Genomic DNA, 24,407 nt, shown 5'->3' on the forward strand with positions numbered 1-24,407 from the left:
GAATAGCCTCGCAATGGAGAAAGGTTCGGAACGCTCGCCGTACCGCCGACGCCTTCGCCGGCTTTCGCGCTCAAGCAGCCCGAACGGTACGGACCGATGGGCCGCCCCTGCAATGATTGCTGGCGGCCGACGCGCCAATGCGTGCCGCGAATCCTGATTTGCTGCACCGCAATATAAGCCATAAATGATGACAAGCCAATGAACGAAAGTCGCACTTCATATGGCGGTTTATGAATTCAGACCACGACCGTGAGATTTTTCGCAGCGCGGGTCACCCCGGTATAAAGCCAGCGCTCGCGGTTTTCGCGAAAGGCCCAGCTCTCGTCGAACAGCACGACATTGTCCCATTGCGAGCCCTGCGCCTTGTGGACGGTGAGCGCATAGCCGTAATCGAATTCGTCCGACTCCCGGCGCTGGGCATAGGACAGGCTTTCCTCGGCCCCTTCGAAAAAGGCCGGCAGCACGCCGACGCGGATCGGCTTGCCGCTCGACGCCTCTTCCGGCGTCAGGCTCATGCGATAGCGCGCCCGACGCAGGCCCGCCGCCTTGTTGACGCGGAAAATCGCGCCATTGAGCAGGCCCTTGGTCTTGTCATTGCGCAGACAAACCAATTTCTCGCCGACCTCCGGCATAGGCTCCTTGAAGCCAAGCAGCTCGCGCAGCCTCTTGTTATAGGCGCGGCGCGTCTTGTTGAGCCCGACCAGAACCTGATCGGCCCCTTTCACCAGTTCCGCGTCGATCGCCGTGCGCGACACCACCCGCATGGCGCCGTGATCGCCCAGCGCCAGCCTTTCGCCGGCCCGGATCTGCATCGACAGCCGCACGATCGGGTTGCCCGCCGCCTGCCGATGCACTTCGGTCAGCATGACGTCCGGCTCCTGCTCGGTGAAATAGCCGCCGCCCTTGACCGGGGGCAATTGCGCCGGATCGCCGAGCACCAGAACCTTCTTGCCGAAAGAGAGCAGGTCGCGTCCGAGATCCTCGTCGACCATCGAGCATTCGTCGATGACGATCAGGCTGGCCTTTGAGGCCGGGCTGTCCTCGTTCAGCACGAAGCTCGGCTCTTCCGTATCGAGATCCTTGGGCCGGTAGATCATGGAATGAATGGTGCGCGCCTCGCCGCAGCCCTTTTCGCGCAATACGAGCGCGGCCTTGCCGGTGAAGGCGCCGAATTGCACCTCGCCCTCGACATTTTCCGCGACATGGCGCGCCAAAGTGGTTTTACCCGTGCCGGCATAGCCGAACAGCCGGAACACTTGTGGCGCGCGGGAATCGGAAATCCAGTCCGCGACGGTGGAAAGCGCCTTCTCCTGCTGCGCGGACCAGTCCATGGGCAATTTCCGTTTCGTTTCGCGCCAAATCCAAGGCGAATAATGAGAACCTTTACAGAACATTTTCAGGAAAGGCGAGAGCGGCGCCGGAAAATCGCTTCGGGGCGCAACCTAAGCGTTCCTGCGGGGTTGGTTGAGCGATAAGTCCTTTGACAGGAGAACCCGATGACCGCCTATACGATCAAGCCGCTCGAAACCGCCGTCGCCCATAATACCGGCGGACGCAACGGTCATTCCGAGACCGAGGACGGCTCGGTCAGCGTCGATCTGTCCGTACGCAAGGGCATGGGCGGTCCCGGCCTGCCCGGCACGACGACGCCAGAACATCTCTTTGCCGCTGGCTATGCCGCCTGTTTCGGCGGCGCGGTGGATTTCGTCGCCTCGCAGCACAAAGTGAAAATTCCGGACGCCAAGGTGACTTGCACAGTCTCGGTCGGCCCGCGCGAGGGCGGAGGCTTCGGCATCGCCGCCGAAATGAAAGTGACGTCGAAGAGCCTGCCGACGGCGGAATTGCGCAAGATCGTCGAGGAGGCTCATGAGAACATTTGCCCCTACAGCCACGCGACCCGGGGCAATATCGCGTTTCATCTGGAGGTCGAGGGAGCCTAGTCCAGCTCCGCCGCCAGCCGCGCCCGCGCCCGCAGCTTTTCCGTCTCGCTCTTGAGCTGGCCGCAGGCCGCGAGAATATCGCGGCCGCGCGGCGTGCGCACGGGGCTCGCGTAGCCGGCGTTGAAGACGATGTCGGAGAATTTCTCGATCGTCTCCCAGCTCGAACATTCGTAAGGCGCGCCCGGCCATGGGTTGAACGGAATGAGGTTGATCTTGGCCGGAATGCCCTTGAGCAGCCGCACCAGCTCGCGCGCCTCGGCGGGAGAATCATTGACCCCCTTCAGCATCACATATTCGAACGTGATGCGACGGGCGTTGGAGGCGCTGGGATAGTCGCGGCAGGCCTGCAACAACTCCTTGATCGGATATTTCTTGTTCAGCGGCACCAGCTTGTCGCGCAGATCGTCGCGCACGGCGTGCAGCGAGATCGCCAGGGCCGCGCCCGCCTCGGCGCCAAGCCGCTCAATTTCCGGCACGACGCCCGAAGTCGAGACCGTGATGCGGCGCTTCGAAAGCGAAAGCCCGTCGCCATCGGAGAGAATATCCACAGCGTCGCGGACGTTCTCGAAATTATAGAGCGGCTCGCCCATGCCCATGAAGACAATGTTCGACACCGCGCGCACGCCCTCACCTGAGGGGATAAGGCCATTGTCCGGCGGCGTCAGGCCGGGGAAATCGCCAAGCATCTCGCGCGCGACGATGAGCTGGGAGACGATTTCCTGCGTGGTCAGGTTGCGCACCAGCTTCTGCGTGCCGGTGTGGCAGAAGGTGCAATTCAACGTGCAGCCGACCTGGCTCGACACGCAGAGCGTGCCACGGTCGCTTTCCGGAATATAGACGCATTCCACTTCCGCGCCCTTGTCCAGCCGGTCGACCGGCGGCATGCGAATCAACCATTTGCGGGTGCCGTCGGTGGAAACCTGCTCCTCGACCACTTCCGGCCGCGCCAGCGTGAAATGCTCGGCGAGCTTCTGCCGCATGGCCTTCGAGACATTCAGCATGGCGTCGAATTCGCGCGCGCCCTGGAAATAGATCCAGTGCCACAATTGCGCGACGCGCATGCGGATCTCGCGCTCAGGCGTCCCGATCTCGCGCAAGGCTTCAGCCATCCCCGCGCGGGTCAGGCCCACCAGCGAAGGCTTTTGCGCAGGCGGAATGGAGGCAAGTTCGGCCGGGGTCTGAGGCGCGGCTTCGGCGGCCAGGGTCATGGCGTCCTTGGAAGTCAATGGAGACGGAAAGTAAGACTTTTATCATAAGACGCGGGCCGGGGAAACCGATTGCGCCCGACGCGGATTTTCGCCACACAGCGGCATGGTCTTCGCTGCTTTGCCCTTCCGCCGATTCCTGGCCCTCATCCTGCTGATCGCGGCGGGAATCGTCCTGCGTCGCTATGGCCCGGCGCATGGGCTGTCGCCCTTCATGATCCGCATGGGCGCGGGCGCGCTCTGGGCGGGCGCGATCTATTTTGTCATCGCTCTGCTGCTTCGCTCCCGCCCCCGCAAGCAGATCCTGATGGTCGCGGCCGTGATTTGCGCGGGGATAGAATTTTCCAAGCTGAGCCATACGCCCGCGCTCGATATCTTCCGGCTCACGACCGTCGGCGCCTGGGTGCTGGGCCGCCTGTTCGCCTGGAGCAATTTCCTGGCCTATGCGGCGGGCCTCGCCTCCGCGCTCGGACTCGACGCCCTGCTGGCGGGGGGCTTCCGCAACCCTTTCAAAAAGACCTCACGCGGCCGGCGGCGCTGACTTCTTCGCCGGTCGCCTCGGCGGGCGTCCCTTGCGCGCCGGCGCCTGCTCGACCACGGCGCCCGAGGCGAGCGCGGCGCGATATTTCGCCAGCATGGCCGCAAAACTCTTGCCCAGGGCGGTTTCGATCTCGGGACGGCGCTCCAGCCGGCTCAGCGTCAGTCCGGCCGCCTCAATGGTCGAAAGCGCCTCGCGGCGCGGCTCACGCCGCAATTTGCCGTAAAGGGAGGCGTGCTTCGGGTTTAGCGCCAGCCGCCGCGCCTTGAGAACCCAGGGATTGCGCCACCACAAGGTTTTGGCCTGCGCCCAGGAGCCGTCGAAGATCACGACGCCCTTCAGTCCCGCGAGCGCCCGGTCCTGATCGGGCAGCGGCAGCCCCTTCTTGTCCAGCGCGACCAATTCGCGATCGGGTGGAAAATCCTTCACATGGGCCGCGCCGAGGTGAAGGACCGCCCATTGCGCCGGATCGGCCTCGCGCCCCAGAATCTTGCTCAGGCTCGGCCAGGACAGGCCGATCTTGAGCTGCGCGTCCTTCAGCGCGCGCAGCGCCAGCCGGGCGGTGCCGAGCAGGCGGTCCTGTTCTTGCGGGTGCTGGAGAACGAGTAAAGAGACACGGTTGGCGACCGGCTCGATGGAATCGCAGACGCAGAGAAATTCCGGCTTGGCGCAAAGCGGACAGAGAATGGGCTCCTCCGCCGCGGGTGCGGCCGGCGCATTCAGGTCATGTTCCGCCACGCCAGTCTCCCCATGCCCAAGACTCTGCTCAGGCCTAAATCCGCTCAAGTTAACGAGGCGATCAGCGCGTCATAGCCGGCTTTGTCAAGCAGGCCGGACAATTCGCCCGCATCCGCGATCTTGATCTTGAAGAACCAACCCTTGCCGTGCGGGTCCTCATTCACCAGCGCCGGGTTGTCGGCCAGTTCGTCATTCACCGCGACGATTTCGCCAGCGACGGGCGCATAGACCTCGCTCGCGGCCTTGACGCTCTCGACCACCGCCGCCTGCTCGCCCTGTTTGCGCGCGACGCCAATCTCCGGCAGTTCGACAAAAACCACGTCGCCAAGCTGGCCCTGGGCGAAATCGGTGATCCCGACCAGGCCGGCGTCCCCTTCGACGACAATATATTCGTGATCCTTGGTGAAAAGCGTTTCGGACATGAAGGACTCCGGCGATCAGGCTTGAGCGGGACGATAATAGCGATTGGGGACGAAAGGCGTCGCAACGACCCGCGCCGGCAGCGGCTTTCCGCGCACGATCAGGTTCACGAGCGTCTTTTCCAGCGCGAAAGCGGGCGGCAGATAGCCCATGGCGATCGGGCGGCCGAGCGAAGGCGCGAAGCCGCCCGAGGTCACGCGGCCGATCACGACTCCGTCGGCATTGGCGATTTCGGCGCCTTCGCGCGCCGGCGCCCTGCCTTCGAGCAGCAATCCGACGCGCATGCGCGTCAGGCCGCCGGCCAATTCCTTCTTGATGCGGGCCGCGCCGGGAAAGCCGCCTTCCTCGCGGCGGCGCTTCGAAATCGACCAGGTGAGCCCAGCCTCGATCGGGCTGGTCGTCGTGTCGATGTCATGGCCGTAGAGGCAGAGCCCCGCTTCGAGCCGCAGCGAATCGCGCGCACCGAGGCCAACAGGCTCGACATCCTCCTCCAGCAGCAAGGCGTCGGCGAAGGGACGGGCGGCGTCGGCGGGGAGCGAAATCTCGAATCCGTCCTCGCCGGTATAGCCGGAGCGCGAGACATACAGTTCGAAGCCGCGCCAGACGAAAGCGCCCTGCGACATGAAGGCGAGCACGGACACGCCGGGAAGATAACGCTCAAGTACGGCGGCCGCCGCCGGACCCTGCAGGGCGAGCAGGGCGCGGTCTTCCAGAATGTCCAGGCGCAGCTCGGGCAGTTTGGTGCGCAAATGCGCAAAATCGGCGGCCTTGCAGGCCGCGTTGACGACGAGAAATAGCCGCTCGCCTTTCGCGTCCGGCGCCAGACGCGTGATCATCAGATCGTCGAGAATGCCGCCCTGTTCATTGGTGAACTGGCTGTAGCGGATGCGCCCCGCCTCGAGCGCGAGCAGGTCGCCCGGCACAAGGCTTTCCAGCTTCCGCGCGGCGTCGCGGCCCGAGAGGAAGGCCTGGCCCATATGCGACACGTCGAACAACCCCGCCTTGGCGCGGGTGAACAAATGCTCGGCCAGCACGCCCTTGCTATAGTTCACGGGCAAGGCGTAGCCGGCGAATTCCACCATGCGGCCGCCGAGCGCGATATGGCGGGCGTAGAGCGGCGTGCGGGCGGGGGCCTGTTCAAGTTCCGAATTCATGCGCCCTCCAGCAGATATCGCCGCGAGTCGAGGCCGGAGCGAAGGCGATTCGCCGCTCCGCGCGAAAACCCTGCCGATCAGGGCAGTTTTTCAAAAGCGTCCTTGAAGCCATTGAGCGCCAACGGAATGCCGATGCCTTCCTCCGGCGTCTGGAAGATGATGAAGGTCGCCGTTGTCCCGGCGCGCATCTGCTCCAGCAGCTTGTCTTCCATCACGACTTCGGCGATGCAGCCGGAGGGCAGGCAGCGCACGAAGCCGGCGCGACCGATATCGGCCTGGTCGATCTTCAGGCCGAGGCCGGAGGGAAGCAGCACGCCCAGCGGCGCGATGACGCGCAGCAGCTTGCTCTTGCCGTCAGCCGTCTTCAGCACGATCACGACCAGATTGACATTGGGCTTGTCCTCGGCGGCGACGCTCTGCATCAGCGCGCATTGTTCGCGCGCAGCGCCCGGCGGGGTCTCGCAGCGCATTTCCCAATCGCCATTTTTGGACTTGACCACGCCCTGCGCGGCGGCGGGCGCAACGCCGAAGCCGGCGCTCAGCAGAATGGCGAAAAGAATCGCGTAAAGAAACTTGCCGGCTGTTTTCGAGCCATTGCCGTGGGACGCCATAATTCCTCCGATTTGCCTCGGGGGGCGCCCGCGATACCGCTAAACCGCCGCTCTGGCCCCGATTTCGCCTGATTTTCCCACACGGCGCGAAATCCGTCCCGCGCGAGAAAATCGGGCAGGACAGGCCTATCAAAAGAGCCGCGCCTGTCAAGCGCGGAGCGCCAAACGACGCATCATTGCGGCGAAAGCTTGGCGGGAGGATGGAAGGCGTATTGATCTGCGTCAAACTTTGTGTTTCGCTGGGTCCAAATAAGAAGCCGTCCAGCGAGACGGGACAACGCTGATCGGGCGATCGCGTTCCTGGGAGTAAAAATAGACAATGCGCAAGGCGAATTTGCGGCCCGGCGACGCGCCGGCGGTATCAGCTCTTTGGCCCACGGGCCGCCTTTGGGCTTTCGGGCCCACGGCCCGCCGTGTGGCCTTCGCCCTTGGCTCCGCGCTCGCGGTTTTCCCGGGCGGCGCCTTCGCCGCGCAGGCCCCTGGCGACGGTTTTCCGGCCCCCGGCCAGATGGGCATGCAAGTGGCCAACACGCCGATCGCCGACGAGATTCACGCCTTCCACAACGACATTTTGCTCCCGATCACCATTGTCATCAGCCTCTTCGTGCTGGCCCTGCTGATCTATGTCGTATGGAAATTCAATGACAAGACCAATCCCAACCCCTCGCGCACCACGCATCACACCTTGCTGGAGGTCGCCTGGACGGTTCTTCCGGTGCTAATTCTGGTCTTCATCGCCATTCCATCGTTCCGCCTGCTCGCGCATCAGCTGATCATTCCGCAGCCCGACGTGACGATCAAGGTGACCGGCAATCAATGGTACTGGTCCTACGCCTATCCCAAGGATCAGGGCGGCGGCTTCAGTTTTGATTCGCTGCTGATCCCCGACGACCAGATCGATCCGTCCAAGGGCCAGATTCGCCTGCTCTCGGTGGACAATGAGGCCGTGGTGCCCGTTGGCAAGAAGATCCGCGTCCAGGTCACCGCCTCCGACGTGATCCACTCCTTCACGATCCCGTCCTTCGGCATCCGCATCGACGCCGTGCCGGGCCGTCTCAACGAGACCTGGTTCCAGGCCGAGCGCGTCGGCGTTTATTACGGCCAGTGCTCGAAGATCTGCGGCAAGGATCACGCCTTCATGCCGATCGCCTTCCGCGTGGTCAGCGAAAAGGACTATGCCGACTGGCTCGCGGGGGCGAAGAAGAAATTCGCAGCCGCCCCGGCGCATGACCAGTTCGCCGAGAATCAGGGCCCGAATCAAGGCCTGTGGAATCAAGCTGCGCAAGCCGCCCGCTGATTTTCGCGGGGCCGCGCCAGGCGGTCCGCCCGACGACTTTTTTCAAGGATCATGAGAATGTCCGCCAGCGACGCCCACTTTCACGCTTCCGACGCGCATGACGAGACGCACGGCATTCCGACCGGCTGGCGGCGCTATCTGTTCTCGACGAATCACAAAGACATCGGCACGCTCTACCTGATCTTCGCCATCATCGCCGGCGTGATCGGCGGCCTGATGTCGATGGCGATCCGCGCCGAGCTGATGTATCCCGGCATCCAGATCTTTCCCGGCCTCGCCCACTTGTTGCAGGGCGCCGATCCGGCGATGGGCCTCGACGCCGGCAAGAATCTCTACAATGTCTTCATCACCGCCCATGGCGTGATCATGATCTTCTTCATGGTCATGCCGGCGCTAATCGGCGGCTTCGGCAACTGGTTCGTTCCGATCATGATCGGCGCGCCGGACATGGCCTTCCCGCGCATGAACAATATTTCGTTCTGGCTGCTGCCGGCCTCGTTCACGCTGCTGTTCATGTCGCTGTTTTTCGAGGGTTCGCCCGGCATGAAGGGCTTTGGCGGCGGCTGGGTGCTCTATCCGCCCTTCTCCTCCAATACCGGAGCGCCCGGTCCGGCGATGGATTTCATCATCCTGTCGCTGCATCTCGCGGGCGCCTCGTCGATCCTCGGCGCGATCAATTTCATCACCACCATCTTCAACATGCGCGCGCCGGGCATGACGCTGCACAAGATGCCGCTGTTCGCCTGGTCCGTGCTGGTCACGGCCTTCCTGCTGGTGCTGTCGCTGCCCGTTCTTGCCGGCGCCATCACCATGCTGCTGACCGACCGCAATTTCGGCACGACCTTCTTCGATCCGGCCGGCGGCGGCGATCCGATCCTGTTCCAGCATCTGTTCTGGTTCTTCGGCCACCCGGAAGTCTATATTCTGATCCTGCCCGGCTTCGGCATCATCTCGCACATCATCTCGACCTTCTCGCGCAAGCCGATCTTTGGCTATCTCGGCATGGCCTATGCGATGGTGGCGATCGGCTTCGTCGGCTTCATCGTCTGGGCGCACCACATGTATACGGTGGGCCTGTCGCTCAACACCCAGCGCTATTTCGTCTTCGCCACCATGGTCATCGCGGTGCCGACCGGCGTGAAGATCTTCTCCTGGATCGCGACCATGTGGGGCGGGTCGATCTCGCTGCGCGCCCCGATGGTGTGGGCGATCGGCTTCATCTTCCTGTTCACGGTCGGCGGCGTCACCGGCGTCGTGCTGTCCAACGCGGGCGTCGACCGCGCGCTGCACGAAACCTATTATGTCGTGGCGCATTTCCACTACACGATGTCGCTTGGCGCGGTCTTCGCCATTTTCGCGGGCTTCTATTACTGGTTCCCGAAAATGTCGGGCTACATGTATAATGAGGGCATGGCCAAGCTGCATTTCTGGGTGATGTTCGTCGGCATCAACCTGACCTTCTTCCCGCAGCATTTCCTCGGCCTCGCCGGCATGCCGCGCCGCTATATCGACTATCCCGACGCCTTCCATCTGTGGAACGAGGTGTCGTCGATCGGCTCCTTCCTTTCCGGCGGCTCACTGCTGATCTTCTTCTACTGCGTCTATGACGCCTTCAAGCGCAAGGAAGCGGCTGGCGACAATCCCTGGGGCCCCGGCGCAACGACGCTGGAATGGACGCTCTCCTCGCCGCCGCCCTACCATCAGTTCAACGACTTGCCGCATTTCGCCGAGACGAACCATTGACCCGCGCGGGGCGCCCCAATGACCTTCCCGGGGCCTTCCCGAGAACCCGGAATGAAGTGAACAGCCGATGAGTCTCGTCAGCGAAAGCGATCTCGGTCAGCAGAGCGATTTTGGATCGGCGGCTTCGGACGCCAGCCCTTCCGATTATGTCGCGCTGCTCAAGCCGCGCGTCATGTCGCTGTCCATCTTCACGGCCTTCGCCGGCATGCTGATGGCGCCCCATCCTGTCCATCCGATGATCGGCGCGATCGCGCTGCTGGCGATCGCGGTTGGCGCCGGAGCCTCGGGCGCGCTCAACATGTGGTATGATTCCGACATCGATAGGTTGATGGCGCGTACCGCCAACCGGCCGATCCCCGCCGGACGCATGGCGCGCGGCGAGGCTCTGGCTTTTGGCCTCGTGCTCTCCGCCTTCGCTGTCCTCACGCTCGGCCTCGCCGCCAACTGGCTCGCCGGCGGGCTGCTGGCCTTCACCATCTTCTATTATGTCGTCGTCTATACGATGTGGCTCAAGCGTTCGACGCCGCAGAACATCGTCATTGGCGGCGCGGCGGGCGCCCTGCCCCCGATGGTCGGCTATGCCGCCGCCGCCGGCTCGCTCGACCTGTCGAGCCTGCTGCTGTTCACGCTGATTTTCGTTTGGACGCCGCCGCATTTTTGGTCGTTGGCCCTGGTCAAGGCCGGGGATTACGGTCGCGCCGGCGTGCCGATGGCGCCGAATGTCTGGGGCCCGGACGCCACCCGTCTGCAAATCCTGCTTTACTCGCTGCTGCTGGCGCCGATCGGCGCGCTGCCCTGGATTCTGGGCTACGCCGGCCCGGTCTATGGCGCGATCGCCTGCCTCGGCGGCTTAGGCATGATTCTTGGCGGATGGGCGGTGTTCTCACGCCGTGAGGGCGATCTGGCGCGAAAGACCGCAATGCGCAATTTCGGCTTCTCGATCCTCTATCTCTTCACGCTTTTCGCCGTCCTGGTGGTCGAGCGCCTGACGACGATCTGGCTGGGAGCCTAAGCCATGCCGACGCAAATCCTCTACAAGCCTCTCACGCCCGAGCAGGAAAAGCGCCGCCGCCAGCGCAACATCGCCATTGCGCTTTCCGTCGCGGCTCTGGTGGCGATCTTCTACGCCATCACCCTCGTGCGCCTCGGCTCCAATGTCTTCCTGCGGCCGGACTGAGCCATGAACGCGAAGCCGAGCCAGAACAAAGCGTCAGGCGCGCAGCGGAAAACCGCCGCGGCGCATAGAACTGCCGCGGCGCTTGCCGTTGTTGCGGGCCTGATGCTTGGCGCGAGTTTCGCCGCCGTGCCGCTTTATCGCTTGTTCTGCGCCGCGACCGGCTATGGCGGCACGACGCAATCGGCCTCCAGCGCCCCCAACGAGCGCGGCGCACGGAAAATCGCGGTGCGCTTCGACGCTAATGTCGCGCCCGGCCTCGCCTGGCGCTTCGAGCCGGAAACGCCGGAAATTCTGCTGCGCCCGGGGGAGACCGCCACGGTCTTTTTCCGCGCCGTGAACCTGTCCGACCGCGCCACCGAAGGCGTGGCGCGCTTCAATGTCGCGCCGGATCAGGCCGGCGCCTGGTTCGACAAGCTGAAATGCTTCTGCTTCGACGGACAGAAGCTCGGGCCGCATGAAACCGCCGAATGGCCGGTGGTCTTTTTCCTGGATCCGAAACTGGAGCAGGACGAGACCATGGCGGCCGTCGACGCGATCACTTTGTCCTACACATTTTTCGCGCCTCCGGGCGCCAAGAAAAACGCAGAGACCACCGGGGCGGCCGACATCGCGGTCATTCCCGGCAAGAGCTGATCAAGAGCTGATCCGCCGGGGAGACCGGCGCAGAACAAGGCCCGGCCAAGCCGGGCGCGAGGAGGAAATGCACATGGCCGACGGTCACGCCAAGCCAAATCACGACTACCATCTCGTGGCGCCGAGCCCATGGCCGCTGCTCGCTTCGATCTTTGCCTTCCTGACCGCAGTCGGCCTCATCTTCTGGATGAAACATCTCGAATTGGGCGGGCTCAAGCTCGGCAGCATGATGTTCGGCGCCGGCATGATCGGCCTGCTCGCCGTTGTCGCCTTCTGGTGGACCGATGTGGTCAAGGAGGCCGAGAGCGGCGACCATACCTTGGTAGTCCAGCTCAGCCACCGCTACGGCATGACCCTGTTCATCGCCTCGGAAGTGATGTTCTTCGTCGCCTGGTTCTGGGCCTTTTTCGACGCCAGCCTCTTCACCAACGAGGCTATTCAATATGCCCGCGTCGCCTTCACCGGCGGGCATTGGCCGCCCAAGGGCATCGAAGCGATCGACCCCTGGCACCTGCCGCTGATCAACACGCTGATCCTGTTGACCTCCGGCACCACGGTGACCTGGGCCCATCACGCCTTGCTGGAAAACGACCGCGAGGGGCTGAAAAAGGGCCTCGCCGCGACCATCCTGCTCGGCCTGCTGTTCACCTCGATCCAAGCCTATGAATATATCCACGCGCCCTTCGGCTTCAAAGACTCGATCTATGGCGCGACCTTCTTCATGGCCACCGGATTCCACGGCTTCCATGTGATCGTCGGCACGATCTTCCTGATCGTCTGCCTCATCCGCGCGACCGCCGGGCAGTTCACGCCGAAGCAGCATCTCGGCTTCGAATTCGCCGCCTGGTACTGGCATTTCGTGGACGTGGTCTGGCTGTTCCTGTTCTCCGCCATCTATGTCTGGGGCTCCTGGGGCGCGGTGATGGAAGCCAGTCCGGGCTGAACACGCCCCCTCGGATTTCCACCGGCCCGAACCTGTTTCGGGCCGGTTTGTTTTTATAAGGCGCCATTGTGCTAGACTGGCGCGCTCGCCGCCGCAGGACGCCATGCCCCAGACAGCTTTTCCGGCCAAGGCCGCCCTCACCAGCAAATGCCCGCGTTGCGGAAAGGGCAAATTATTCGACGGCTTCCTGACGCTGGCCCCCCGCTGCGAGTCCTGCGGCCTCGACTATTCCTTCGCCGATGCAGGCGACGGCCCTGCCGTTTTCGTCACCTTGCTCGCGGGCTTTGTGGTGCTGGGCCTCGCTCTATGGGTCGAGCTGACCTATGAGCCGCCATTCTGGCTCCATCTGGTCATTTTTTTCCCGCTGACGATCATTGTCTGCCTCGGCATGTTGCGCCCCCTGAAAAGCTTCATGGTCGCCGCGCAATATCATCACAAGGCCGAGGAAGGCCGGCTGAAGGACTGAAGCGCCAATATGGGCCTGCTGCGCCGCCACTTCGTTCTGCTGCTCTGCGTGGTTCTGGGCGTCGGCCTATGCTCTGGCCTCGGGTTCTGGCAATTGCATCGCCTCGCCTGGAAAGAGGGCCTGCTGGCGCAGATCGCCGCGCGCCGCGACGCCCCGCCCGCGCCGCCGCCGCCCCGCGCCGACTGGGCCGGCCTCAATCCTGACGATTATGACTACCGCCCCGTGACCCTTCGCGGACTGTTCGATCACGCGAAGGAATCCTATCTCTTCCGCGCCAGCGCCACCGGCGCGGCAGGCGGCGGCCCTGGCTATGAGGTCGTCACGCCGCTGCGTCTCGATGGCGGCGGCGTCGTTTTCGTCAATCGCGGCTTCGTCCCGGCCGAACTGAAAGATCCCGCAGCGCGCGCGATGGGGCAGATCGCCGGGGAGACGCTGGTGACCGGCCTGATGCGGCGACCCGAGAGCCGCAACTCATTCACCCCGCCCGACGAGCCGGCGAAAAATCTGTGGTTCACCCGAGACCCTTCGGCTGTCGCCGCGCATTGGGGCCTGACCGACGCCGCCCCCTTCACCGTCGACGCCGATTCGACGCCCAATCCCGGCGGCTGGCCGAAAGGCGGCGCGACGGTAATGACGATTCCCAACAACCATTTGTCCTATGCGCTGACCTGGTTCGCGCTCGCCGCCACGCTCGGCGCCGTCGCTGGAGTCTATGTCTGGCGGCGAGAAACGACAGGGCGCGAGGCGAGCTGAGCGGCGTCAGAAGGCCGAGCCACTTTGCGCCAGCGCGGCTCATGCTGCGCAACAACATCAATCCTGTTGCGGCGCTCGATGACACCTCATCCGCCTGCGGATAGTGTCCTCCAAACCAAAAATTGGGGTCGCCATGCCGCTGTTCTCGTTTGAGATTGCTGAAGCTGGAAAGCCGCCTTTTGTCGCGCGGACTCAATCCTTGCCCGATATTCGCGCGGCCTGGTGCAAGGTCGAGGCTCTGGCGCTCACTGTCGGGAATCGCAGCGGCGCCTCCATTCGGGTCAAGAACGCCGAGGGCGGCATCGTCATTCTTACCGGCGTCGCCACAGCGCTCGCCATGATTGAAAAATGCAGCCGCCCGGACTGCCCTCTGAAGCGCAGAAAGGGTGCGTCGGCGAAACTCTCCCCGATGCGCACGCAGCCCGCATATTGGCGCCGCCCCGATCAGAAAGCGCCGACGCTCTGACGAAAGTGCGACGCCCAAAAGAAGCAATGAAAAAGCAGCTCTTCCTGCTCCGGCACGCCAAGTCATCGTGGAAGGATCTATCACTCGCGGATCACGACCGCCCGTTGAACAAGCGCGGGCGCAAGGCCGCCGCAGCGATCCGGCGGCTGATTCGATCCGAGCGGATAAGCCCGGAACTCATATGCGTGTCCAGCGCACTGCGAACCCTGCAGACGCTTGAGGCGCTCCAGCCGTGGGATGAACAGCCAGAGGTGGAGGTCACGGACGCGCTCTATCTGGCGCCGGCGCCGCAAATTCTGGAGCGGTTGCGCAAAATACCGGAATCGACGCGCGCCGTTCTCGTGATCGGACATAATCCCGGCCTGCAGGAGTTGGCCGTCCTCCTCGTCGGCGGGGATGACCATGTGGCCGAGGATGCGCTCCCACGGCGCCTGGCCGACTCGTTTCCGACCGGGGCTTTGGCGGAATTCGCCCTGGATTGTTCGTGGTCGCGAATTAGTCGCGGATCGGGACGGCTGACGCTCTTCGTCACGCCCCGAGAGCTGGAATAGGCGTCCTCCAGCCGCAAGTTTTAATATGCGATCCTGCCTGTCCGGTTGACGCAGACACACACTATTTGACGCAGATGCTTGCAATATAAAGAGGGGCTGACGCGCTCGATGCGATGACGGCCTTCGGCTCGAAGCCGACCTTCGTGATCGGGCCGTGGTCGTTGTATCGTGAGCCAAATTTCGTTCGACAATTTTTTCCGGCGGCGATGCGCTTGGTTTCTCCACTCGCTTTAGCGTACGGTAAGCACCGAGCCTAGCTCTCGCGAAATCTATCATTTGCGCGTGCGCGAAAGGGGTATGTAGCGATGAAGTTTTTATCGGCTTCGCATTTACAGGAATCTTGCGGTTCGAGCGCAGCAGGCCGCAGCAGAGTCGCCGGGCCGCCCCCAATCGTTTAAAATGGAGCCTCCTACATGGGCTTTGTTATCGATATCGCCAACAACATCAGCGGCCTGCCCAGCGGCTATAAGCAAGCTATCAACACCGCGATCAATTTTTTCGAAAACAATATTACGACTAATATGACGGTCCATCTGACCTTCGACTGGAGTTCGCTCGGCGGCGGAGTTGTTGCACAAACTAACATTTATTATTACGGATATACTTACTCGCAAGTTTACAACGCCATCCAAAGTGTCGACGGCGCTTCCAGCGCATCATCGGTGCAGCGGGCGGCCGCCGCGTCGCTCAAGGCAAATTTTCCGCTAGATCCGACAAATGGCGGCCAGTTTCTCATCACCACCGCTGACGCCCGCGCGTTGGGCCTGAATTCAACCGCCATCCCATCAGACGCGACCATAACCCTTAACCAAAACGACCGATTCACCTGGTCGCAGTCAGGCGGCATAGCAGCCAATACATATGACGTCGTCGGAACAATCGAACATGAAATTTCAGAAGTGCTCGGCCGCACCGCTTTTCTAGGGGTCCCGGAGGTCAATCTGCTCAATGGTTCGGGCGGCAAGTTGCCGTCGTACAATATCCTTGACATGTTCCATTATTCCGCAGCCGGAAACTCGAGCGGAGCGGCTTATGGCTCCGCCGCCGGCGCGCTCGATGAGCCTTTCGTCACCGGCTACGATGCCAACGTCCAGGGGTATTTTTCTTTCAACGGTTTGACCGTCACACTGCCGTTCGGTTCGCCGTCGGAAATCGCCGCGGGCGACGACGTCGCTGACTGGAACAGCTCGGTCGTTGGCGACTCGTTCGGCTTCGCCAACGCCGGAGTTGTTGACGCCGTCTCACCCACCGACCTCCAAACACTTAACGTCCTTGGCTATTCCGAAACTTCGGCATCCTGCTTTTGCGCCGGCACGATGATCACCACGCCGAATGGCGAGGTCGCTGTCGAAGCGCTCCGGCGCGGCGATTTCGTCACAACCCACGACGGGCGCGCGGTCCCCATGTCGTGGCTCGGCATTCAGACGGTATCGCGCCGCTTCGCCGACCCCCTGCGCGTGCTGCCGATCCGCATAAAGGCCGGCGCACTCGGTGACAACGTTCCCAGCCGCGACCTGCTGCTCTCGCCCGATCACGCGCTGTATGTCGATGGCGGTCTGATCCAGGCAGGCGCGCTCGTCAATGGTACGTCCATCACCCGCGAAACGGCGACGCCGGAGGTCTTTGTCTATTATCACGTCGAGACCGACGACCACTCGCTTATCCTCGCCGAGAACACGCCAGCGGAAACTTTTGTGGATAATGTCAACCGCATGAACTTCGACAATTGGGCCGAGCATGAGGCGCATTACCCGGACGGCAAGCCGATCGAGGAATTGCCCTATCCACGCGCCAAAGCGCGCCGTCAGGTTCCAATGAGCCTTCGGGCGGCGCTTGACGGGCGCGCGCTAAAAATCGTCGCGGCGGTCGCGTGACCAATTGAAGGCCTTTCGGGGGGCGTCGGCGTCGCCGCCTTTATCCCGGTTCGCCGACGAAGGCGGCGTGGAGCCGCCCACGGCTTTGACCTTGTCGCGGCGACCCGCATGCTCGATGAAGGCATGGCGGGGAGTTTCACGTCGCCATTCTGGAGCCGCCCCTCATATAATCCGATCGTCAAAACCGATTGACCGCAGTCCGCTTTCTGCCGATCACGCAGTTTCGATTTGGCTCTCCGCCAAATCCATATGTAGCGGGTGTCTGCGTTAACCGGATAGGTACGGTGCGATCGATGGCCAAGGCTCAGGCGAATCGCGCAAGGGCCGCGCCGATCCAGATCGCGCCCGCCATGAAAAGCGCGCAGAACACGGCGGCCGAGCCCATGTCCTTGACGATCTTGATGACGGGATCGATTTGCGGCGTGGTTCGATCGCAGAGTTTTTCGATGCTCGTATTGAGCAATTCGACCGCCAGCACGGCGAGCAGACAGGCGATGAGCTCCGCGCGGCGAAAGAAATCCGGCGTCAGCAGGAAGGCGACAGGGATGGCGGCGGCCAGCACCGCCGCTTCCAGGCGGAAGGCGCGCTCGGTCCGCCATGCGCTGGCGAGCCCCGCGAGAGAGGCCGTCAAGGCCCTGGAAATTTGATGCTTGCTCAAGATGGGCCGCGATTTCGACAGATGGAGCGCCATTTGATGGCGCGTCGGACGGTCGCATAAAATTGTTTCCTTTCTCTCTCCGCCGGAACAGGTTCGGACGCAAAGCGCGCCCGCACATGACAGCGGGGCGACAAGGCGCTAAAAGGCGGCTCGTCTCATCGGAAAGAACCTGTGGCCTATATTTCCACGCGCGGCGAAGCGCCCAAACTCTCCTTTACCGAAGCCCTGCTCGCCGGCCTCGCGCCCGACGGCGGCCTTTACGTGCCGGAGTCCATGCCGCGTCTCTCGGCCGAGACCTTGCGCGGCTTCGCGGGCAAGCCCTATGTCGATGTGGCGCAGGCGGTCATCTCGCCTTTCCTCGACGCCAATCTGCCGGCCGATGAGTTCAAACTCATGCTGGAGGCCGCCTATGCGAGCTTCCGCCACAAGGCCGTGACGCCGCTGGCCCAGATCGACGACAATCTCTTCGTGCTGGAGCTGTTCCACGGCCCGACGCTCGCCTTCAAGGACGTGGCGATGCAATTGCTCGGGCGGCTGATGGACAGGGCGCTGAAAGCGCGCGGCAAGCGCGCCACGATCGTCGGCGCGACGTCGGGCGACACCGGAGCCGCCGCGATCGAGGCCTTTCGTGGCCTCGATCAGGTCGATGTCTTCATTCTCTATCCGCACGGCCGCGTCTCCGACGTGCAGCGCCGCCAGATGACCACGGTGGCGGCGGACAATATCCACGCCATCGCGCTCGAAGGCACATTCGATGACGCCCAGGCCATCCTGAAACGCTTCTTCCGCAACCCCGTTTTGCGCGAGGAACTGGGCCTGTCGGGCGTGAATTCGATCAATTTCGCCCGCGTCGTGGCGCAGATGGTCTATTATTTCACCTCCGCCGCCGTGCTCGGCGGACCGCTGCGCAAGGTCTCCTTCACGGTGCCGACCGGCAATTTCGGCGACATTCTCGCCGGCCATATGGCGCGGCAGATGGGGCTTCCGATCGAAAATCTCGTCGTCGCCACCAATTCCAACGACATTCTCGCCCGCGCGCTGGATACGGGCCGCTATGAGGTGCGCGGCGTCCATGCGACGCAATCGCCCTCCATGGACATTCAGGTCTCGTCCAATTTCGAGCGCCTGCTGTTCGACGCCGTCACCCGCGACGCGGCTGAGGTCCGGCGCCTGATGGCGAGCCTAGACCAGTCCGGCGCTTTTGAAATTCCCTCCGCCGCGCTGGAAAAAATCCGCGAGGAATTCGCCGCCGGAGCGGCCGGCGAGGCGGAAACCGCAGGCGAAATCGCGCGGACCTGGCGCGAGTGCGAATATATTCTCGATCCCCACACCGCCGTCGCGGTCCATGTCGCGCGCAAAAATCTGGCGCGCGATCCCGCGACCCCGATGGTGGCGCTAGGCACGGCCCACCCGGCCAAATTCCCCGACGCGGTGCGCGCGGCGACCGGCGTGTCCGCGCCGTTGCCGGCACATCTCGCGGATCTGTTCGAGCGCAAGGAGCGTTTCGACGTGCTGCCGAATGACGAACAGGCCATCGCCGCCTTCATCCGCGCCCGCGCCCGCGCCGTCACTCTGGCCGGGGAGTGAAACGACCCGGCATGGCGGTTGAAATCAGCGAACTGCCCTCCGGATTGCGAATCGTCACCGATTCCATGCCCGGGCTGGAGACCGCCTCGCTCGGCGTTTTCGTCGCCGCCGGCTCACGCAACGAGGACGAGTCGGAACAGGGCCTGTCGCATCTGCTCGAACATATGGCCTTCAAGGGCACGCGGCGGCGCGACGCCCGCGCCATAGCGGAAGACATCGAAAGGGCGGGCGGCGATCTCAACGCGGCGACCGGCGTGGAAAGCACCGCCTATTACGCCCGCGTGCTGCGCGAGGATTGCGAACTGGCACTGGACGTGCTCGCCGATATTCTAATCGCAAGCCTGTTCGACCCGGCGGAGCTGGAGCGCGAAAAGGATGTGATCCTGCAGGAAATCGCAGCCCTGCAAGACACGCCCGACGATTTCGTGGTCGACCTGTTCAACGCCGCCGCTTTTCCCGACCAGCCGGTGGGTCGCGCCATCCTCGGAACGCCGGAGCGGGTGCGCGGCTTTGACCGCGAGTCGATCTCGCTTTATCTCCAGCGCCATTATGGCGCGCGGGCCTGCGTGATCGCGGGCGCCGGGGCGGTCGATCATGCGCAGATCCGCGACGCCTCGGAACGGCTGTTTGCGTCCTTGCCCGCCGCGCCGCCTGTCGCTTTGGAGCCCGCGAGATATGTCGGCGGCGAAAAGCTGGTCGCGAAAAAGCTGGAGCAGACCCAGGTCGTGATCGGCTTCGAAGGCCGCGCCTATGCCGATCTGGAAAATTACGCCGCGCATCTGTTCGCGAACGCCATCGGCGGCGGCATGGCCAGCCCACTCTTTCAGGAGGTGCGGGAAAAGCGCGGCCTCGCTTATTCCATATCCTCGTTCCACTGGCCCTTCTTGGACACCGGCCTGTTCGGCTTCGAGGCCGCGACCTCGGGCCGCAGCGTGCGCGAATTGGTCGATGTCAGCCTGTCCTGCCTCGCCGAGGCCGCGCATTCGCTGGGAGAGGCCGATCTCGTCCGGGCGAAGGCTCAGACCAAGGTCGGGCTGTTGACGGCGCTGGAAAGTTCGTCGGCGCGCGCGGAGCAGATCGCCCGCCAGATCACGATTTTCGGCCAGGTGCTGACACGGACGGAAATGATTGAAAAGATCGACGCCCTCACTCTCTCCGATGTGCGGACGGTGGGCGCCGCCATGCTGCGCACGGCCCCGACCGTCGCCATTCTCGGCGCCGTCCGCAAGGCCCCCGGCGCGGCCGAGGTTGCGGCGCTGCTCGGCGGCATTTAGCAGGGAGACTGTCATAAATTTCGCGCTTTATGCTAACCTGACGCAAGACACGCCGCGATGACCATGAATTTTTTCGGACTTCAGCGCAAAAAGCCCGCCCCCGGCCGCCTCGACGGCGAGGGCGTCTATCTGCGCGCCGCCCTCCCCGGCGATTTCGAGCCATGGCGGCAATTGCGCAGCGCGAGCCGCGCTTTTCTGACGCCCTGGGAGCCGATCTGGCCAGTCGACGACCTGACCAGGCCCGCCTTCCAGCGCCGCATCCAGCGTCAGGACCGCGAGCGCGCCGAGGACGAAGCCCATGGCTTCCTGATTTTTCGCACCCGGGACGACGCCCTGCTCGGGGGAATCACGCTCGGCAATGTGCGGCGCGGCGTCGCCCAATGTGCGACGCTCGGCTATTGGATGGGCGAGAAATACGCCGGCCAGGGCTTTATGGCCAAGGCCGTTCGCGCCTTGCTGCGCCACGCCTTTCTCGAAATGCGCCTGCACCGCGTCGAAGCGGCCTGCGCGCCGGAAAACGAACGTTCGCGCCGATTGCTCGAACATCTCGGGTTCCAGCGCGAGGGCTACGCCCGAGCTTATCTGCTGATCGACGGCGCCTGGCAGGACCATCTTCTTTTCGCCATGCTGGAGGGCGATTTCCTGCGCGGGGAAGGGGCCGCCGCGCATCCGTCGCTTCCGGGCTGAGGAGCCGCCTTCGTCACAGTTTCGACACTAAGCTGCGGCACGGCAGCCCCTTCGCCAAGATCGCATCTGAGATCGCATCGGAGATCGCGCCGGAAATCCCACCTTGAGAGCCTAGGCAATCGCGGCGAGATTTGCGAAAACCCCCTGCGGCCTGTCGTTTCGCCGCGTTACGCCCTTTCACGCCCAAAGGTCACGTGAGCCTGTCCCGCTTCGCCTTCCTGCTGCTGCTGCCCCTTTTTGCCGCGCTCGCCGGGCTCTCTCCCGCCGCTGCCGTGGAATCGGTGCGCGTGCCGCCGGACGCGCAGGCCATCGACCTGACGCATTGGGTCGAGAATTATTCCAACCAGGGCGACCGCATTCAGGTCTCCACCGCGCCCGGTCCGGACGGCATCGTCCGCCGAATCGAGGTTCACGCCCGCGAGGCCGGCGCGCATCCGTCCTGGATCGTTTTCGCGCTCACCAATGACACCGACGAGCAGATGGAGCGGCTGATCGTCGCGCCGCATTTCCGCCTCGTCGGCTCGGGCGTGATCTGGCCCGATCTCGGCTCCGAGCGCATTTCCGAAATCACCGCGAGCCAGGGCATTGCTCCCGAAAAGGAGGATACGTCCGACGCCGATGTTTTCCGCGTGACGCTCGACCCCGGCGCCACCGTGACCTATGTGGCCGAGCTGAAGACCCCGAAACTGCCGCAGCTCTATCTTTGGGAGCCCGAGGCCTTCAAGGACAAGACCACCGGCCTGACGCTCTACAAGGGCATCGTCATCGGCATCGCCGGCCTGCTGGCTTTGTTCCTGACCATCGTTTTCGTCGTCAAGGGCGCGGTGATCTTCCCGGCGGCGGCGGCGCTGGCCTGGGCCGTTCTCGCCTATATCTCCATCGATTTCGGCTTCTGGGCCAAGATCTTCGGCACGGAAGCCAATGCCGACCGCATTTGGCGCGCCGGCGCCGAAACCGTGCTCTCGGCTACGCTGGTGGTCTTCCTGTTCGCCTATCTCAACCTCAGCCGCTGGCATGTCCGCGCCTCCCATATCGCGGGCGTCTGGCTCGCCTTCCTGCTCGCCCTGGTCGGCCTCGCCGTCTACGACCCATCCGTCGCGGCAGGCGTGGCGCGCATTTCGCTCGCCACCGTGGCCGCCGTCGGCCTGATCCTGGTGATTTACCTCGCCACCCATGGCGTCGAGCGCGCGGTGATGCTCATCCCGACCTGGCTGCTGCTGGTGGTCTGGGTCTGCGCCGCGGCCTTCACCGTGAACGGCTCCATCGCCAACGACCTCGCCTCCCCCGCGCTGCTGGGCGGCCTCGTTCTGCTGGTCATGCTGATCGGCTTCACCATCATGCAGAGCGCCTTCGCGGCCGGCGGCGTCGCCCATGGCGCGATCAGCGACGTCGAGCGCAAGGCGCTGGCGTTGACTGGCGCCAATGACATCATTTTCGACTGGGACGTCATCAACGACCAGATCTATGTCAGCCCGGAAATCGAGGACCAGCTTGGCCTACGCCGCAGCGATCTCGAAGGGCCGGCGTCGTCCTGGATGAGCCTGCTGCATCCGCTGGAGCGCGACCGTTATCGCGCCTGTCTCGACACGGTGCTGGAGCAGCGCCGCGGCCGGGTGAGCCAGGACTTCCGCCTTCATGCGAGCGATGGCCATTATTTCTGGTTCCGCCTGCGCGCGCGCCCGGTCGTCGGGCCGGATGGCGACGTGGTGCGGCTGGTCGGCACGCTGACCGACGTGACCGAGCAGAAAAACGCCTTCGAGCGCCTGCTACACGACGCCGTCCATGACAATCTGACCGGCCTGCCCAATCGCGAAATCTTCTTCGACCGTCTCGAGCTGGCGCTGATCCAGGCCGAAACGCCTCCGCACCACCGTCCGACCGTTCTTTGCGTCGATATCGACCGGTTCAGCAAGATTGTCGAAAACGTCGGCGTCTCGGCCGGCGATTCGATCCTGCTGACCGTCGCGCGGCGGCTGGGCCGCCTGTTGCAGCCCCGCGACACGCTGGCGCGCATTTCGGGCGATATGTTCGCAGTGATTCTGGCTTCAGAAGCCGCGACGGAGCAGATCGTCAATCTGGCCGACCGCATTCGCCGCACCGTCTCCGCTCCGGTCACCTTCGCCAACAAGGAGATTCCGCTCGGCGTTTCGGTCGGCATCGCCTTGTTCGACCCGCAATGGCATCCCAAGCGCGAGGACATGCTCAAGGACGCAGAAATTGCGATGCGCCACGCCAAGCGCGACGGCGGCGGGCGGATCGAGGTATTCCGGCCCTCCATGCGGTCGCAAGGCTCCAATCGGCAGGCGCTGGAAAGCGAATTGCGCCATGCGCTGGAGCGCGACGAGATCAAGTTGTTCTTCCAGCCCATCGTCCGGCTGGACGACCGCACAGTGGCCGGCTTCGAGGCGCTGTTGCGCTGGCAACATCCGCGACTGGGCCGTGTCGAGCCGAGCGAATTCCTGCCGCTCGCCGAGGAAACCGGGCTCATCATCGATCTCGCCCGGTTCATGATGCAACGGGCGGCGCGCGAACTCGCGGCCTGGCAAAAGGCGCTGGACGTCAATCCGCCGATCTTCGCCAGCGTGAACATCTCCTCAGGGCGGCTGCTGCGCCATGACTTGCTGCCCGACGTGAAAAATGTCCTGACGCGAGTTGGCGTCGCCCCCGGCTCGCTGAAGCTGGAATTCAGCGAAGCTCTGGTGATGGCGAATCCCGAATATGCGGCGCAGATTCTCGGCCGTCTCCGCGAGCTGGGCGCCGGCCTCGCCCTTTCCGGTTTCGGTTCGGGCTATTCCTCGCTGGCCTATCTCCAGCGTTTTCCCTTCGACATGATCCGGATCGACCGCGCCTTCGCGCGGCAGGACGCGCTGACCAATCGCGCCGCCATGCTGCGCTCCGTCGTCACGCTCGCCCATGATTTCGGCATGGAAGCGATCGCCGAGGGCGCCGAGAGCGAATCGGATGTGATCGAATTTTCCCAGATCGGCTGCGAATATGCCGTCGGCTTCGCCTTTGGCCATCCGCTGAGCGCGACCGACGCCCGCAAGCTGGTGGGCGCGGCGGCCGAGCCCGCGCTTTAATTAGAGCGGGCGGTCAAGCGTGGCCGGCTTCGTCGGCGAGGAAGCGCAGATCGACGCCGATCGCGCCCAGGGCGCGCTCATATTTCGTCTCATGCTCAGGATCGAACAGAAGGAACGAATCGGCCGGGCAGATCATCCAGCTATTGGCCAGAATTTCCTTTTCGAGCTGACCGGGCGACCAACCGGCATAGCCCAGCGCCAGAACGGCCTTTTCCGGCCCATCGCCCTGCGCGATGGCGCGCAGAACATCGAGCGTCGCCGTCATGGAAACGCTTTCGTCGATCGTCAGCGTCGCCTCCTCGGCGCGGTAATCCGGCGAATGCAGCACGAACCCCCGGCTGGCGTCCACTGGCCCGCCGGCGAGAACGCGATGCCGCCCGATGGTCTCGGCGAAACCCGGCGTGTCCTGCGAGCCGATCACCTTGAGTTGAAGCAGAAGATCGACGAAATTGACGCCCTGGGCGGGATGATTGACGATAATGCCCATGGCCCCTTCCTCGGAATGGGCGCAGATATAGACGACCGACCGCACGAAATAATCGTCTTGCAGGCTTGGCATGGCCACAAGACATTTGCCTTCGAGAAATGGTCCTGGCCCGGCTTTGTTCACTT

At 63.7% G+C, this 24,407-nt stretch carries 25 protein-coding genes; 17 read left to right on the forward strand and 8 right to left on the reverse strand.

Annotated features, from left to right (window positions below; all coding sequences use genetic code 11):
- Positions 1-236: 236 nt before the first annotated feature.
- The gene (locus tag QZ409_RS14920) at positions 237-1,331 is read right to left on the reverse strand and encodes an AAA family ATPase (RefSeq protein ID WP_296712887.1); all 1,095 of its coding nucleotides are present in this window, start codon (positions 1,329-1,331) and stop codon (positions 237-239) included.
- A gap of 165 nt (positions 1,332-1,496) precedes the next feature.
- On the opposite strand from QZ409_RS14920, the gene QZ409_RS14925 reads away from it, so the two are divergent.
- Positions 1,497-1,940, forward strand: coding sequence for an organic hydroperoxide resistance protein (locus tag QZ409_RS14925; protein ID WP_283366278.1), 444 nt, complete (start codon positions 1,497-1,499; stop codon positions 1,938-1,940).
- Here the strand turns inward: QZ409_RS14925 and rlmN are convergent.
- Complete coding sequence (rlmN, locus tag QZ409_RS14930; RefSeq protein ID WP_296712889.1) at positions 1,937-3,148, reverse strand: 23S rRNA (adenine(2503)-C(2))-methyltransferase RlmN; 1,212 nt, start codon at positions 3,146-3,148, stop codon at positions 1,937-1,939. The two genes, QZ409_RS14925 and rlmN, sit on opposite strands and share 4 nt — an antisense overlap.
- Before the next feature lie 103 nt (positions 3,149-3,251).
- Here rlmN and QZ409_RS14935 point away from each other — a divergent pair, with 103 nt between their 5' ends.
- Positions 3,252-3,686: a DUF2809 domain-containing protein gene (locus QZ409_RS14935; RefSeq protein WP_296712891.1), complete on the forward strand. Its 435-nt coding sequence runs from the start codon at positions 3,252-3,254 to the stop codon at positions 3,684-3,686.
- Here the strand turns inward: QZ409_RS14935 and QZ409_RS14940 are convergent.
- The 4 genes from QZ409_RS14940 to QZ409_RS14955 form a co-directional block, all read right to left on the reverse strand.
- Positions 3,666-4,421, reverse strand: coding sequence for a tRNA-uridine aminocarboxypropyltransferase (locus QZ409_RS14940; RefSeq protein WP_296712893.1), 756 nt, complete (start codon positions 4,419-4,421; stop codon positions 3,666-3,668). The two genes, QZ409_RS14935 and QZ409_RS14940, sit on opposite strands and share 21 nt — an antisense overlap.
- Positions 4,422-4,465: 44 nt before the next feature.
- Positions 4,466-4,843 carry a glycine cleavage system protein GcvH gene (gcvH, locus tag QZ409_RS14945; RefSeq protein ID WP_296712896.1) on the reverse strand — a complete coding sequence of 126 codons (378 nt, stop codon included), beginning with the start codon at positions 4,841-4,843 and terminating at the stop codon, positions 4,466-4,468.
- 15 nt (positions 4,844-4,858) lie between these two features.
- The gene (gene gcvT, locus QZ409_RS14950) at positions 4,859-5,995 is read right to left on the reverse strand and encodes a glycine cleavage system aminomethyltransferase GcvT (RefSeq protein ID WP_296712899.1); all 1,137 of its coding nucleotides are present in this window, start codon (positions 5,993-5,995) and stop codon (positions 4,859-4,861) included.
- 77 nt (positions 5,996-6,072) lie between these two features.
- On the reverse strand, positions 6,073-6,606 hold the full coding sequence (locus tag QZ409_RS14955) for an invasion associated locus B family protein (protein WP_296712901.1): 534 nt from the start codon (positions 6,604-6,606) through the stop codon (positions 6,073-6,075).
- A 319-nt stretch (positions 6,607-6,925) separates the two neighbouring features.
- Between QZ409_RS14955 and coxB the strand changes: the two genes are divergently transcribed.
- The 11 genes from coxB to QZ409_RS15010 all read left to right on the forward strand — a co-directional run bounded on the left by coxB (position 6,926) and on the right by QZ409_RS15010 (position 16,509).
- Positions 6,926-7,903: a cytochrome c oxidase subunit II gene (gene coxB / locus QZ409_RS14960; protein ID WP_296712903.1), complete on the forward strand. Its 978-nt coding sequence runs from the start codon at positions 6,926-6,928 to the stop codon at positions 7,901-7,903.
- Between the two features lie 57 nt (positions 7,904-7,960).
- Positions 7,961-9,646: a cytochrome c oxidase subunit I gene (gene ctaD, locus QZ409_RS14965; RefSeq protein ID WP_296712905.1), complete on the forward strand. Its 1,686-nt coding sequence runs from the start codon at positions 7,961-7,963 to the stop codon at positions 9,644-9,646.
- Positions 9,647-9,713: 67 nt separating this feature from the next.
- Entirely contained in the window at positions 9,714-10,658 is a 945-nt protein-coding gene (locus tag QZ409_RS14970) for a heme o synthase (RefSeq protein ID WP_296712907.1), read from the forward strand.
- A 3-nt stretch (positions 10,659-10,661) separates the two neighbouring features.
- Complete coding sequence (locus tag QZ409_RS14975; protein WP_296712909.1) at positions 10,662-10,823, forward strand: hypothetical protein; 162 nt, start codon at positions 10,662-10,664, stop codon at positions 10,821-10,823.
- A gap of 3 nt (positions 10,824-10,826) precedes the next feature.
- Complete coding sequence (locus tag QZ409_RS14980; RefSeq protein WP_296712911.1) at positions 10,827-11,456, forward strand: cytochrome c oxidase assembly protein; 630 nt, start codon at positions 10,827-10,829, stop codon at positions 11,454-11,456.
- Between the two features lie 73 nt (positions 11,457-11,529).
- Complete coding sequence (locus QZ409_RS14985; protein WP_296712913.1) at positions 11,530-12,399, forward strand: cytochrome c oxidase subunit 3; 870 nt, start codon at positions 11,530-11,532, stop codon at positions 12,397-12,399.
- Between the two features lie 103 nt (positions 12,400-12,502).
- Positions 12,503-12,865 (forward strand): DUF983 domain-containing protein, encoded by a 363-nt coding sequence (locus QZ409_RS14990; protein WP_296712915.1) that lies wholly within the window; start codon positions 12,503-12,505, stop codon positions 12,863-12,865.
- 9 nt (positions 12,866-12,874) lie between these two features.
- Positions 12,875-13,618, forward strand: coding sequence for an SURF1 family protein (locus tag QZ409_RS14995; protein WP_296712917.1), 744 nt, complete (start codon positions 12,875-12,877; stop codon positions 13,616-13,618).
- A gap of 199 nt (positions 13,619-13,817) precedes the next feature.
- Positions 13,818-14,084, forward strand: a complete 267-nt coding sequence (locus QZ409_RS15000; protein WP_296712918.1) for a hypothetical protein — start codon at positions 13,818-13,820, stop codon at positions 14,082-14,084.
- A 26-nt stretch (positions 14,085-14,110) separates the two neighbouring features.
- Entirely contained in the window at positions 14,111-14,635 is a 525-nt protein-coding gene (locus QZ409_RS15005; RefSeq protein ID WP_296712920.1) for a histidine phosphatase family protein, read from the forward strand.
- 413 nt (positions 14,636-15,048) lie between these two features.
- Positions 15,049-16,509, forward strand: a complete 1,461-nt coding sequence (locus QZ409_RS15010; RefSeq protein WP_296712921.1) for an NF038122 family metalloprotease — start codon at positions 15,049-15,051, stop codon at positions 16,507-16,509.
- A gap of 304 nt (positions 16,510-16,813) precedes the next feature.
- Here QZ409_RS15010 and QZ409_RS15015 read toward each other — a convergent pair whose 3' ends face one another.
- Complete coding sequence (locus QZ409_RS15015; protein WP_296712923.1) at positions 16,814-17,167, reverse strand: diacylglycerol kinase; 354 nt, start codon at positions 17,165-17,167, stop codon at positions 16,814-16,816.
- Positions 17,168-17,338: 171 nt separating this feature from the next.
- On the opposite strand from QZ409_RS15015, the gene thrC reads away from it, so the two are divergent.
- From thrC to QZ409_RS15035, 4 genes are all read left to right on the forward strand, one after another.
- A complete protein-coding gene (gene thrC / locus QZ409_RS15020; protein ID WP_296712926.1) occupies positions 17,339-18,754 on the forward strand; it encodes a threonine synthase in 1,416 nt (471 codons plus the stop codon).
- A gap of 11 nt (positions 18,755-18,765) precedes the next feature.
- A complete protein-coding gene (locus QZ409_RS15025; protein ID WP_296712927.1) occupies positions 18,766-20,028 on the forward strand; it encodes a pitrilysin family protein in 1,263 nt (420 codons plus the stop codon).
- Positions 20,029-20,091: 63 nt separating this feature from the next.
- Positions 20,092-20,715 carry a GNAT family protein gene (locus QZ409_RS15030; RefSeq protein WP_296713065.1) on the forward strand — a complete coding sequence of 208 codons (624 nt, stop codon included), beginning with the start codon at positions 20,092-20,094 and terminating at the stop codon, positions 20,713-20,715.
- Between the two features lie 194 nt (positions 20,716-20,909).
- A complete protein-coding gene (locus QZ409_RS15035) occupies positions 20,910-23,795 on the forward strand; it encodes an EAL domain-containing protein (protein ID WP_296712929.1) in 2,886 nt (961 codons plus the stop codon).
- A gap of 13 nt (positions 23,796-23,808) precedes the next feature.
- Here the strand turns inward: QZ409_RS15035 and QZ409_RS15040 are convergent, their stop codons facing one another.
- Positions 23,809-24,405, reverse strand: coding sequence for a YqgE/AlgH family protein (locus QZ409_RS15040; RefSeq protein ID WP_296712930.1), 597 nt, complete (start codon positions 24,403-24,405; stop codon positions 23,809-23,811).
- Positions 24,406-24,407: the final 2 nt, after the last annotated feature.

The sequence above is a fragment of the Rhodoblastus sp. genome (assembly GCF_019449565.1).
In the GTDB taxonomy this organism is placed as follows: domain Bacteria; phylum Pseudomonadota; class Alphaproteobacteria; order Rhizobiales; family Beijerinckiaceae; genus Rhodoblastus.